Annotated in this window: 10 protein-coding genes; 2 read left to right on the top strand and 8 right to left on the bottom strand. The window is 40.3% G+C overall.

Translation table 11 applies throughout. From position 1 onward, the window contains the following. Positions 1-9: 9 nt before the first annotated feature. Positions 10-2,145 carry a DNA helicase RecQ gene (recQ, locus tag QGM71_RS12865; RefSeq protein ID WP_327607965.1) on the top strand — a complete coding sequence of 712 codons (2,136 nt, stop codon included), beginning with the start codon at positions 10-12 and terminating at the stop codon, positions 2,143-2,145. A gap of 70 nt (positions 2,146-2,215) precedes the next feature. Here recQ and QGM71_RS12860 read toward each other — a convergent pair whose 3' ends face one another. Next, a complete protein-coding gene (locus tag QGM71_RS12860) occupies positions 2,216-3,463 on the bottom strand; it encodes an aminopeptidase (RefSeq protein ID WP_407703031.1) in 1,248 nt (415 codons plus the stop codon). 294 nt (positions 3,464-3,757) lie between these two features. On the opposite strand from QGM71_RS12860, the gene QGM71_RS12855 reads away from it, so the two are divergent. After that, positions 3,758-4,084, top strand: a complete 327-nt coding sequence (locus QGM71_RS12855) for a winged helix-turn-helix transcriptional regulator (RefSeq protein ID WP_327607964.1) — start codon at positions 3,758-3,760, stop codon at positions 4,082-4,084. A gap of 321 nt (positions 4,085-4,405) precedes the next feature. Here QGM71_RS12855 and hutG read toward each other — a convergent pair whose 3' ends face one another. The 7 genes from hutG to cls all read right to left on the bottom strand — a co-directional run bounded on the left by hutG (position 4,406) and on the right by cls (position 13,636). Next, positions 4,406-5,356, bottom strand: coding sequence for a formimidoylglutamase (hutG, locus tag QGM71_RS12850; protein ID WP_327607963.1), 951 nt, complete (start codon positions 5,354-5,356; stop codon positions 4,406-4,408). Further along, positions 5,353-6,606 carry an imidazolonepropionase gene (gene hutI, locus QGM71_RS12845; RefSeq protein WP_327607962.1) on the bottom strand — a complete coding sequence of 418 codons (1,254 nt, stop codon included), beginning with the start codon at positions 6,604-6,606 and terminating at the stop codon, positions 5,353-5,355. Before hutI ends, hutG begins: the two co-directional genes overlap by 4 nt. A 17-nt stretch (positions 6,607-6,623) precedes the next feature. Continuing rightward, positions 6,624-8,276, bottom strand: coding sequence for a urocanate hydratase (hutU, locus tag QGM71_RS12840; RefSeq protein ID WP_327607961.1), 1,653 nt, complete (start codon positions 8,274-8,276; stop codon positions 6,624-6,626). After that, positions 8,269-9,798 (bottom strand): histidine ammonia-lyase, encoded by a 1,530-nt coding sequence (gene hutH / locus QGM71_RS12835; RefSeq protein WP_327607960.1) that lies wholly within the window; start codon positions 9,796-9,798, stop codon positions 8,269-8,271. Before hutH ends, hutU begins: the two co-directional genes overlap by 8 nt. A 280-nt stretch (positions 9,799-10,078) precedes the next feature. Continuing rightward, positions 10,079-11,503, bottom strand: a complete 1,425-nt coding sequence (locus QGM71_RS12830) for an alanine/glycine:cation symporter family protein (protein WP_327607959.1) — start codon at positions 11,501-11,503, stop codon at positions 10,079-10,081. A gap of 132 nt (positions 11,504-11,635) precedes the next feature. After that, on the bottom strand, positions 11,636-12,157 hold the full coding sequence (locus QGM71_RS12825) for an acyl-CoA thioesterase (RefSeq protein WP_327607958.1): 522 nt from the start codon (positions 12,155-12,157) through the stop codon (positions 11,636-11,638). Positions 12,158-12,193: 36 nt separating this feature from the next. Further along, complete coding sequence (gene cls / locus QGM71_RS12820) at positions 12,194-13,636, bottom strand: cardiolipin synthase (RefSeq protein ID WP_327607957.1); 1,443 nt, start codon at positions 13,634-13,636, stop codon at positions 12,194-12,196. Between the last annotated feature and the right edge of the window lie 300 nt (positions 13,637-13,936).

Raw genomic sequence — 13,936 nt, 5'->3', positions numbered from 1 at the left:
AGGATCGTTATGACTGTGAAAGAAGAAAAAATCCTGCAAACCTATTTTGGCTATGAGTCGTTTCGCCCTGGACAACAAGAAACGATTGATCATATACTAAATTTAAATAACACGCTTGCCGTCATGCCAACAGGCGGAGGTAAATCCCTTTGTTACCAAATACCCGGTCTATCCATGGATGGTACAGCAATTATAATTTCTCCGTTAATATCGCTGATGAAGGATCAGGTTGATGCACTTCATTCATTAGGAATTCCAGCTACCTATATTAACAGCTCGCTAACCCCAGCTGAGCAGCAGACAAGACTTCAGGATGTTGCTGCAAAGCGGTATAAATTCGTGTATGTTGCACCAGAACGATTTGAATCGTCCTACTTTATAAACGTCATAAAAAGCATTCCCCTGTCTTTAGTAGCCTTTGATGAGGCTCATTGTATTTCTCAATGGGGGCATGATTTCCGTCCCAGTTATCGTTCCATCGTTCCTAATTTAAAGAAACTATCCAACATCCCTGTGTTCGTTGCTTTAACAGCAACTGCTACAGAAGAAGTGATTACAGATATTCAGAATTTATTACATATTGACCATTTAATAAATACTGGTTTTAAACGTGAAAATCTTTCTTTCCATATTGTGAAAGGAAAAGACAAGGCTTCTTATATCCGCTCTTTTTTAGAAGAACATCGAGACGAGTCAGGAATTATTTATACAGCAACACGGAAACAAGCTGATGCCTTACATGACCAGCTGAGTAAACGGGGTGTAACGGTTGCTAAATACCATGCCGGATTGTCCGAAAACGAACGTAAGGAGTCACAATCCGCATTTATCCATGATGAAAAAGCTGTGATGATTGCTACGAATGCATTTGGTATGGGAATTGATAAATCAAATGTCCGTTACGTCATACACTATGCTATGCCAATGAATATCGAATCCTATTATCAGGAAGCTGGCAGAGCAGGGCGTGACGGGGAGCCAAGTGATTGCATTCTGCTCTTTTCGCCACAGGATATTCAATTACAGAAATTTTTAATTGAACAATCTTTAATGGATGATGCCTCGAAACAGGGAGAATACCGGAAACTGCAAGCAATGATTAATTATTGCCACACACATAGCTGTTTAACGACATTTATACTAGACTATTTTAATAACACTATATCCAAGGATATATGCAAACAATGCAGTAATTGCGTTGAACGTCAGGAAAAAGCCGATATAACGGAAGAAGCACAAATGATACTATCCTGCGTAAAACGAATGGGAGAACGCTTTGGCGTTGGTATGACGGCGAAGGTTTTAAAGGGATCCAAGGACAAAAAAGTGAAGGAGTTTCGTTTAGACAGGGTTTCCACATACGGCATATTATCTGCTTACACGGAAAAAGAATTAACCGAATGGATTCACTTTCTTATCGCAGAACAGCTGCTTGCTACGGAAGAAGGGAAATTTCCAACCCTTAAACTAAATCAGAAATCCATTGAAGTACTAAAGGGAAAACTGCCCGTGTGGATGTATACTGCTCCCATGCCGGCAAGTGAGGATGCTGATTATCACGAAAGTCTATTTTCAGCACTGAGAGCATTACGAAAACAAATAGCTGATGAAAAAAACGTCCCACCATACGTATTATTCTCAGATGCTACATTAAAAGAACTCAGTCGTTACTTTCCAGTAACACGGGAAGATATGCTTGAAATAAAAGGTGTTGGTGAAAGGAAATACGAACAGTACGGGGAAGCCTTCCTTGCTGTGGTTCAGGAATGGCGTGCAGATAATCCCAATGTGAATGAAAAAATAAGAATTTCCGATATACCTAAGCCTAAGGAGAAAAAGACTGCCGATGACCGTCCAAGTCATTTAATCAGCTACCAACTGTTTCAATCTGGAAAGTCGTTAAAAGATATTGCAGTAATCCGGGATATGTCACAGCAAACAATTGAAAGCCATATCTTTAAAGCGTTTAAGGATGGTCACCCAATTGCCTGGCAGATATTTTTTACAGAAGAGGAAGAAGCCGCAGTACTGGCTGTTCGTGAAACAATTGATGAACCAAAACTGAAACCTCTGAAGGAAGCGCTGCCTGAAGGGTATAATTATACGAAGATTAAGGCTGTTTTAGTAAAACACGAATTAATGTAGCTTTTGCCAATTTTCCGACAGACAAAATAATAGCCATGCTCCCACGGGTGCATGGCTATTTTCACTTATACTAGTTACCTGTTACATCCAGCGCCCATGTTCCGTTACGGAATACAGCTTCTGTTGTACCGTCTTCTTTCACTCCATCGATGTCCAATTCCTCAGAGCCGATCATGAAATCAACATGTGTGAGGCTATCGTTTACACCGTGTTTGTCCAGCTGTTCTTCATCCATTGCAGATCCACCCTTTAAATTTGTAGGGTAGGCTTTACCCAAGGCAATGTGGCAGGATGCATTTTCATCAAATAATGTATTGTAAAAAATCAAACCTGATTGGGAGACAGGAGATTCGTGCGGCACAAGAGCTACTTCCCCTAAGCGTGTTGCACCTTCATCTGTATCCAGTAAATGCTTCAACGTACCTTCTCCTTGTTCTGCTTTGAAATCAACTACTTTGCCATCTTTAAATGTCAGGGAGAAATTGTCAATTAAACTTCCACCATAATTAAGTGGTTTTGTACTTGAAACAGTTCCGTTTACACCATACTTATGTGGCATAGAAAATACTTCTTCTGTCGGCATATTCGGGTTAAACGTTACGTCTCCCTCCGTTTGTGCAGACCCACCTTTCCAAATATGTCCTTCTGGCAATTCCATTTCAAGATTTGTCCCTGGTGCTTTAAAAATCAATTTTTTATAATTTTTCACATTTAGAATTTCACGTGCAGTTTTTAGTGTTTCGTTATGTGCATCCCATGCTGCATTTGGATCTTCCTGATCTACCCTTACTATTTTCACAATTGCATCCCATAAGTTCTCAATCGCTTCTTCTTTAGATTTATCCGGGAAGATTTTTTGTGCCCAATCTCCTGTTGGTATAGAAATAATAGACCACGCTATTTTGTCGTTCATCGTGTATTTCCTGAAATTTGTCATTGCCTGTGCTGCTGCTTTGTTTGCTTTGGCGACTCGGGAAGGGTCAATATCTTTTAAGAGATCAGGATTTGTTGAACGGATATTTAATACCGCTCCACCATCTTCTGCAAAGCTGTCATGCAGCTGTACTTTCCAGTCAGGGTACGTAGCAAGGACTTCATCCGAAGCATTTTCATATTTTAACAAAGTCAATTCATCATCAACCCAATTAATATGTACGTCCTTAGCTCCTAACTCGTAAGCTTTTCGGGCAACTATTTTCGTAAACTCTGCCCCCTCAATAGGTGCATTAATCATTAATGCCTGGTTCTTCTGTAAATTAACCCCTGTACGTAATGCAAGGTCTGCATACTTTTCCTTTGTTTGTTGGCTTACCACCATAAAATTTACCTCCACTTATTATATTTATTTCGTATACCGTTATTATTTCATAAAATCACTTAAATTACCAAATAACTTTTTTCACTAGTGTGAAAACAGTTCATATCCTGCCTTTCCCTCCTTTTGTATCTATTTACGCAATAGCTTGTCTGTGTTATCATGTCAAAAGGTTACTTTTTGTAATTACTGTTACTTGTTTTGTTTTATGTTTTTATTTTGACGGATGATATAGAGTTAGTCATTGGATATTTTTCCTCCGGTTGATTTGCGATAAAATAGAGTGAGGTGATAATCATGGAGAAATTGTGTCCACGTTTTGAAAAAGCTATGGGTCTTCTTAGCAAACGCTGGGTCGGCCTTATAATATTTGAACTTTTAAAAGAGAAAAAACGTTTCTCCGAAATGGAAGCTGATTTACCAATCAGCGGGCGATTACTCTCTGATCGATTAAAAATGCTCGAAAAGGAAGGTATCGTTGAACGAAATATATATTCTGAATTCCCCGTCCGCATTGAATATGCATTATCCGATAAAGGAAAAGCTTTGGAACCCGTAATTAGAGAAATTCAAACATGGGCTGATGGTTTTGTTACAAATGAATCTGACCAGCAAAATGTTTAATATATGTGCTGTTATCTAAAGTAAGTCAATATACAGCTGAGCTATGTGTAGAGAAGGCGGAAATCTTTAATTATATGGTAGACCTATTTTTAAATTAATAACAGTAAGTGCAACACCCTAAACTATCCGCCATAATATACAGACATAATTAGCATAGCCAGCATCACTTTTATCCTATCAATTCACAAGATGACAGAATCAATTGCTGCCTTGTAAATTGATAGTTTTTTTGCTATTTTATTTTTTTCACCGATAATGAAACTACTAATGGCCCATTTTTACTTTTCCCACGTTTATGCTCAGACCGTTTGAAAGAGACGCTTATTCTTTCTTGTTTTTCCCTTTCATAAACTGCAGTATTACATAGGCAGCCACCCTGCTTGTCATGTTACGAATATCAATCGTTGGATCGATTTCTACGATGTCCATAGCTTTTACTTTTTCATGCATACCTGCAAGTAATACGCCATTTAACAAAGTTCTACTGTCCATTCCACCAGGTCCAATTGCAGGGCAGCCTGGAGCAAATGCCTGATCAAGAACATCCATATCTACAGATAAGTAAATCACATCAACTTTTTCGGCTAATCTCTGTAGCTCCTGTTCAAGTATTTTTGTAATGGATAGCTGCTCTACCTCACCCATTGTATAAACAGCCACCCCTTTCTCTTTTGCATAATCATCGTATACCTTCGCATTGGTAAAGTCCCGAATTCCTATTTGTACCAAATGTTCACCTCTGATTATCTGATCTTCCAGCAAACGGCGAAAAGGTGTCCCGTTCGTCGGTCCGCCATCATCCGTATTCCGCAGGTCATGATGGGCATCAAATTGAATAACTCCAACAGACTTATTTTCTGCAAAGGCTTTAATGGAAGAGTAACTGATCGAATGATCGCCACCCAGCAGCATCCAGTTTTTTGCAGCATTTGTTTTAAAAACATCAGAAAGTCCTTCTTCGATACGGTGCTGATTTCCGGTTATATCTATTGGGTCCATATAAATATCGCCGAAATCTATGATAGGTTCCATGAAATCCAATTCTGCCTCCGCAGAATAGGTTGTATAACTCTGCATTGCATCCCGAATAGTACCCGGTGCAAATGAGGCACCGGAATGGCTAATGGATGGTTTTGATAGAGGTAATCCGACAACAGCAAACTCGCTCTTTACGCCAGGAGAATAAGGTTGCAGTAACTCTTTTGCTTTCGTTGTATACCTATCTTTAAAAATTGCTTCGCCGGCTGGCTTTAGATGCCGTAACTCTTTCATCGTATCTCCTGCCTTTCGTATAGAACGGCTCCTTCTTTAATTACTGTGTTAACATGGTTAACTCCATAGTGGTATGGAATGTACATATAATTCGGCGCATCCCAAATCACGATATCTGCTTTGCGGCCAACTTTAATGGATCCCGCTTCCTTTCCTCTTCCTATTGCGTGGGCGGCATTAACAGTAACTGCATGCCATATCTCAGCAGGTGACATCTTTAATTTTAATGCAGCAATTGACATAATTAACTGTAGGTTTTCCGTAACAGAACTACCTGGATTAAAATCTGTTGATATTGCAACTGCTGCACCAGCATCGATCATTTCTCTTGCTCTTGCATACGTATCTTTTCCGAGATAAAAGCTAGTACCCGGTAAAATGACACCAATCGTAGAAGAAGCAGCAAGTTGACTAATGCCATCATCTGAAGCGACAGCAAGATGATCTCCACTAATAGCACCCATTTCTACTGCAAGTTTTGTTCCGCCCAGTGGATCAATCTCATCGGCATGTAGTTTAACAGCAAAGCCTTTATCTTTAGCTCTTTGTAAATAACGTCTTGATTGATCAACCGTAAATACGCCTGTTTCGGTAAAGATATCGACAAACTCTGCCAGATCCTCTTCTTTTATCTGATCGAAAAGCTCGCTCATGCTATCAAGAAAGGCTTCCGGATCCTTCTTGTATTCAGGAGGGATTGCGTGTGCGCCCAAATAAGTGGAGACCAGATCCAAAGGATGATTCTCACCAGCCGCTTTCGCTACTTTTAATTGTTTTAACTCTGTTTCTTTATCCAGACCATACCCGCTTTTTGCTTCTACTGTTGTAATTCCATGCATTGCCATTCGATCCAGATGAAATAAAGCCTTATCCAATAAATCATTATAGGACGCCTGTTTCGTGGCATTCACAGTAGCTAGAATTCCTCCACCATTTTTTAGTATTTCTAAATAGGGCACACCTTGCTGCTTAAGTGCCATTTCATGCTCGCGTGAGCCTCCAAATACCAGATGTGTATGTGGCTCAACAAGGCCTGGCGTTACTAATTTTCCCTTTGCATCAATCGTACGATCCGCATTCAAATCATTTGCTTCTTCTGCCGTTCCAATCCACTCCACTTTTCCATCCTTCATTCCAATCGCTGCATTTTCTAATATAGCTAAATCATTCATGTCTCTGCCTTTTACCGGTCCTGTATTATCCATTGGTAATAGCTGACCAATATTTGTTAACAGTGTATCTACTCGCATTTATTCTATCATCCTTTCTACTTTTTCATTGGGACAGTTATTTCATTTTCTTCAGCAAAGTTAATTGCAGTTTCATAGCCGGCATCTGCGTGACGGATTACTCCCATACCTGGGTCAGTCGTTAATACCCGTTTCAGGCGCTCTTCTGCCAGGTCCGTTCCATCTGCAACAATTACCATTCCTGCATGGAGAGAATAACCCATGCCTACCCCTCCACCATGATGGAAGGATATCCATGAACCTCCTGCAGCCGTGTTGATTAATGCATTTAATATTGCCCAATCCGCTACAGCATCACTGCCATCCTTCATTCCTTCTGTTTCACGATTAGGCGATGCAACAGACCCACTATCCAGGTGGTCACGTCCAATGACAATCGGTGCTTTTAATTCTCCATTACGAACTAATTCATTTATAGCCAACCCCATTTTCATGCGTTCCCCATAGCCCAGCCAACAGATTCGGGCTGGTAAACCTTGAAATTCAATTTGTTCCTGTGCCATATCAATCCAGCGAATTAATGCTTTATTTTCTGGGAAAAGCTCTTTAATCAATTGGTCTGTCCGATAAATATCTTCCGGATCACCTGAAAGAGCTACCCAGCGGAATGGCCCTTTTCCCTCAGTGAACAATGGGCGAATATATGCAGGGACAAATCCTGGAAAATCAAATGCGTTCTCAACCCCTTCATCCTTTGCTACCTGACGAATATTATTTCCATAGTCAAACACAATGGATCCGTTCTGTTTATGCAGCAGCATGGCTTCCACGTGGTCAGCCATACTTCTCTTGGAATACTTTGTATAGATATCCGGGTCATTTCTACGTAATTCAGCGGCTTCTTCAATAGAATATCCGACAGGTACATAACCATTTAATGGATCATGCGCTGACGTCTGATCTGTGACTATATCTAGTTGAATATCTTTTCTTAAAAGCTCATGGTGAATTTCGGCAGCATTCCCGAGTAATGCAATTGATAATGACCTTCCTTCTTGTTTTGCTTTATTTGCCAGATTAATAGCTTCTTCAATATCACCAGCCATTACATCACAGTATTTTGTTTTAATCCGCTTATCAATCCGGCTCTGATCTACTTCAACAGCGATCACCACACCATCGTTCATAGTGACAGCAAGTGGCTGGGCACCTCCCATACCGCCAAGCCCTGCTGTTAAGGTGATTGTGTGCTTTAACGAGCCATTGAAATGTTTCTTGGCAAGTGCAGAGAAAGTCTCATAGGTACCTTGAAGGATCCCTTGTGTACCAATATAAATCCAACTTCCCGCTGTCATTTGCCCGTACATCATAAGCCCTTTTTGATCCAGTTCATGGAAATGCTCCCATGTAGCCCACTTTGGAACCAGCATAGAATTTGATAAAAGCACACGTGGAGAATGTTTATGTGTCTTAAAGACGCCAACAGGCTTGCCTGATTGAATTAGCATCGTCTCATCATTTTCCAAGTTGCGTAATGTTTCGACAATCTTATGAAATGATTCCCAATTTCGTGCTGCTTTCCCTATTCCGCCGTATACGACAAGCTCTTCCGGATTTTCTGCTACTTCCGGATCGAGATTGTTATACAGCATTCGCAATACAGCTTCCTGCTCCCAGCCTTTACATTCCAATTCAAGTCCTGTTTTTGCTTTAACGATATCCTTACTCATACGCAACCCCACCTTTTACAGTATTTTTTCTTACATCACTTGCATCACTTTTCTCTAACCAGTCTGCAATTTTTTCAATATCTGCAGAAAAAATACGATCCTTTATAATACTCGGTACTATCTTGCGTGCTTTGTCATATAATTCCTTTGTTGCTGTCGACATACCTGTAACCCCGCGATATTCCACTGCCTGCATGGCACATATCAACTCAATTGCAACGACGTTTCTTGTGTTTGCCAGCATCTGCAGAGCATGCCGGGCTGCAATGGTGCCCATACTTACATGATCTTCCTGATTTGCAGAAGACGGAATTGAGTCAACACTTGCCGGATGTGCAAGGGTTTTATTTTCCGAAACAAGGGAGGCAGCGGTATACTGCATAATCATCGCACCTGACTCCAATCCTGGATTAGGACTCAGAAATGCTGGTAAATCATTGAGCTGGGGGTTCACCAGCCGTTCAATCCTCCGTTCCGATATATTCGCTGTCTCTGCAATTCCCAGCTTTATAAAATCCATTGCAAAAGCAATCGGCTGTCCGTGGAAATTCCCTCCGGATATTACTTTATTTTTCTCTGAAAATAGTAACGGGTTATCTGTCACAGCATTAATCTCTGTTTCAAGCCTCTCCTTTGCATATAAGGCAGTTTGCCAGCATGCTCCCAGCACTTGCGGAATACATCTTATCGAATAGGCATCCTGAACACGAAGCTCCCCTTGCTTCGTTGTCAGCTTACTGTCATTTAAAATTACACGAATTCTTTCCGCCACATCCATTTGTTCCTGATGGCCCCTTACTTGATGAAGATCCGAATCAAACGCATCCATTATTCCTTGGAGACCTTCCATAGTCATCGCAGCTATATGCTCACTTTGATGCAGCAGCTTCTCTATTTCCAGATAGGTGATCACACCTGTAGCAGTCATTGCCTGTGTTCCATTTATTAAAGCTAATCCTTCTTTTGCTTTTAACTCTATTGGCATAAGACCGGCCTTATTTATCCCAATCATTGCCTCCACTCGTTTGCCTTGATAAAATACATCGCCCTCTCCCATTAGCCCCAATGCTAAATGAGACAAGGGTGCTAAATCACCACTAGCACCAAGCGAACCCTGTTGGGGGATCACTGGATGAATCCCTTTATTAATAAAATCTATTAATTGATTAATCAGTTCAGGGCGAATTCCAGAATACCCTTGTGCTAAGGCGTTTGCCCGCAGCAACAGCATAGTTCGACTGATCTTTTCAGAGAAAGGTTCTCCTACTCCACATGCATGAGAATGTATCAGGTTCGTCTGAAGGTCATCTAAATCCTTATCTTCGATGATGACATCACTAAATTTCCCGAAACCTGTATTTATCCCATACATGGTCTTCTTTTCTTCAAGCATTGCTTCCAATGTGCATCTGTTTGCTTGTATATTTCTTATTGCAGCATCATCTATTGCAGCATATTCTTTTTTCTCAACTACTCTGTATATTTCATTCAATGTTAACGTTCTACCTGTTAATATAACCATCCTGCACCTCCGTAGCACCGCTTTACCATAATAAAGCGAACAAAGTAAAAGGAGGCATTGGTTTGATAAACCATGCCTCCTAAATCAGCTTCATATAAAAATTTCTTAGGTCGTTGCTTAGATAAAGACATCTGACCACCCTCAACAGTAAAAATATTCTTAAATTATATTGTAAGCGCTTACTTTACTTTTAGCAACTAAAAAGACTGCCCAATCTCCTGAGAGGTTAGACAGTCTTAAGTAAAACTTTGATCTGCCGGGCGACTATTCGTCCATTAAATCAGTATTCTTTTTCAGAAGTCTGCTCCCTGCCCCAGAATTCTATCCCATCCTGATTATCCAATGTATCGCGATAAAAGACGGGGTCTTTCCCTGCTTTACGCTGTTCCATGTAATCCTGTAAAACACGATTGGCAATTTTGAAAAGTTTCGTAATCGCATACAGGTTAATCAGCGCCATGATACCCATAGTCAGGTCCGCAAGTGCCCAAACGAGATCAAATGTAGCCACTGCACCAAACACAACCATTCCAAGGACAGCAATTCGATAGATAAATAAAGCCACTTTACTCTCTTTTATATAAGCAATATTATTTTCTCCGTAAAAATAATTCCCCAAAATTGAGCTGTAGGCAAACAGGAAAATAGCAATCGCTATAAATATACCAGCCCAATCTCCTATGTGAAACGCAAAAGCATTCTGTGTTAATTGAATTCCATCTGCTTCACTTCCTTCGTATCCACCTGCAGAAATAAGAATAAATGCCGTTGCACTACATATGAGGATCGTATCAAAGAACACTCCCAGCGCCTGAATAAAACCCTGTTTAACTGGATGTGATACTTCGGCTGTAGCGGCCGCATTCGGTGCACTACCCATACCAGCTTCATTGGAAAATAGACCGCGCTTAATTCCCATCATAATCGCGGCACCAAACCCACCACCAGCAACTTCTCTTATTCCAAATGCATTTGCAACGATCAACGATACCATGGCAGGGACAGCAGTGATATTGATCAGTAATACATAGATAGCGATTCCTAAGTATAAAACCGCAACTATCGGAATGATAATTTGAGTTACATTTGCAATGCTTCTTAATCCTCCAAAAATTACGATTGCAGTTAAAAATACTAAAATAACAGCCATGATATTTGGGTTAAAATCAAATTGTCCAGCAAAAGCTAAACTGATTGTATTGGATTGGACTGAGTTAAATACGAGCCCATATGTAAATGTAATGGTAATTGCAAATACCACTGCAAGCCAGCGTTTTTTTAACCCTTTTTCCATGTAATACGCAGGTCCACCGCGATATTGGTTTTTTTCAGGAACCTTATAAACTTGAGCCAATGTACTTTCCACAAAACCTGTCGCCGCTCCCAGCAGCGCAATAATCCACATCCAAAAAACAGCTCCCGGTCCACCTATAGCCACTGCCGATGCCACTCCGGCAAGATTTCCCGTCCCGACTCTGGAAGCGGCACTAATGGCAAATGCCTGAAAGGACGAGGTCCCCTTTTTCCCTGCAGCACTAATTGTGCGCTTATCGAACAGGACGCGCACCATCTCCGGGAGATACCTGAATTGCACAAATCCAGTCTTTACCGTGAACCATAAACCCAAACCAATTAAAATAATAATTAATAAATAGGACCATAATACCTCATTAATTTCCCCAACCAAGTTCTCCAAAATAGCCAATTTGCCAATTCTCCTCCCGATAAAAATAAATTGAATTATTACATATACCCCATACCGCTCATTTTAACCAAAGAGGCGATTATAATGCAAAAGAAGCCTTAACATGCAAGGCCTCTCCATTAGGACAGTTTATCACAGACCCCTGTTCCAAGGAAAACTTGTACCAAAGTTTACGGCTAACTCTTTAGATTGCTTTCTGCGCTCTTTACGATGCTTTGCCCTTATCGATGCACCTTCATGAAGCATCTTTTCTAATTCCGTTTCAGGATATATTGATGGAACCGGCACAGGTTTACCAGCATCATCAACCGCCACAAATGTCAGGAAGGCAGTCGTACATACTCTCCGATTTCCAGTAAGTAAATCCTCTGCAACTGCTTTAACAAAAACCTCCATCGATGTGCTATGTGTCCATGTTACAAATGCCTCTACACAAATGGAGTGCCCTTCTTTTACGGGAGCCAGGAAATCTACTGAATCCGTTGATGCTGTAACTACAGGCTTCCTCGCATGCCTCACAGCAGCAATTGCAGCTACATCATCAATATGGGCCATTAATTTACCACCAAACAATGTACCATGAGTGTTTGTGTCAGGTGGCAGGACATGAGAAGTTTTGACTGCCAGTGAATTCGCACACGATTTTTCTTTCATGTTAAATTTCCTCCTATTTGTGTACTGTTGCATTATTTATAATACAGGTGCAATCAGTCTGGCTATTGACTCTTTGAATCGAATACCCAACGAACGCTGTTCATATAATTTTTTAGTCATTTGTGTTGATAACATTATATCATCATTGAAAGCTTCTACCAGTTGTTGTGTAAGATCTTTACTGTATAAGAAAGCATTCACCTCAAAATTCAAACGGAAACTTCGTACATCAATATTAGCTGTTCCTACTGAAGCGATTTTCCCGTCTACGATCAGTGTTTTTGCATGCAGAAATCCATTCTGATAAATGTAAACCTCGGCTCCTGCATTCATTAAATCACCAACCGAAGACAGGGTTGCCCAATAGACAAAGGGGTGATCAGGTTTATTTGGTATCATCAATTTCACTTTGACACCTGACAATGTGGCAATACGCAACGCATCCCGAAGACTTTCATCTGGAATAAAATAAGGTGTTTGAATATAGACAAATTCTTTTGCTGACAGAATCATTTTTATATAGCCGTTTTTAATTTGCTCCCATTCCGAATCGGGACCACTTGAGACTATTTGAACCCCAACATCGCCAGCTGGAATTGCAGCATAATACCTCTCCTCATAAAAGATATCATTTCGAGAAGCCTGGTTCCAATCCAGGATAAACCGTGTCTGCATATTACGAACGGCATCCCCATAAATACGCAGATGGGTATCCCGCCAGTAGCCAAATTTCTTATCTTTTCCAAGGTATTCATCACCTATATTAAACCCACCAATATACCCTATTTTCCCATCAATAATTGCCAGTTTTCGATGGTTTCGAAAATTGATCTTAAAGTTAATTTTCGGGATTTTCGGTGGAAAAAACGCTTCAACCAACGCTCCTGCATTACGAAGCCGTCTTATATACTTCCGGCCTAATGAACGCGAGCCCATATCATCAAACAATACACGGACTTCCACGCCTTCGTTTGCTTTTTTTATTAGCACTTCTGCCAGCCGCTTCCCTAATTCATCATCACGAATAATATAATATAATAAATGAATATGGTCCTTCGCTTTTTCCATGTCCATAAATAAGGCATCAAATTTTTTAACCCCATCGGTATACAGATCAACTTTATTATCCTGTGTAAAGATAGCATCATCATTTCGTAAATGAAAATAGAATAAGTCTTCGTATTCCTTCCATTCTTTATGTTTAAATGTAAAGTTTTTCTCTTCAAGTGAGCGCAGTTGGGATTGAACCGCGGTTTTAACCCCTAATCTGCTTTTTGTATCCCAAGTAAAAATACGCCGATTACTTATCGGTTTTCCAAAAATTAAGTACAGAAAGAAACCTGCTATCGGGATAAAAAGCAATACCATCAGCCATGCCCAAGTGGCACTGGCATCTTTTCGCTCAAGAAAAATAATAGAAATACCTAAGGCAACATTAAAAATCATGATGAATCCAAGCAAGTATGAAAGTATTTCCATTACCCGTATCCTCCTCTAAAATTGTAAGTAAAATTTCCCAACTAATTAAGCACCAATACTAATATAGCACAAAACCTCTCTTTTTCGTTAATCAACCAAACCGGACAGACTGTACATAACAAAGGAGCGAAGGGCTATAAGTCATTCACAGTGGACTATACAAACTACCCCTTCCTTGTGTTCAGCAACTATCCTAATCAGCTGGATTCATGACAATGTGTCTAAGGATATATATCAATTATTAAATAAACAATATACTATTAAGCCTACTGCAAATCGCTTCCGATTATTCCATATACA

The organism is Virgibacillus tibetensis, from assembly GCF_036026595.1.
Taxonomy (GTDB): domain Bacteria; phylum Bacillota; class Bacilli; order Bacillales; family Amphibacillaceae; genus Virgibacillus_P; species Virgibacillus_P tibetensis.
Note: the sequence above shows the minus strand (reverse complement) of the source record. Positions and strands in the feature narration are given on the sequence as shown.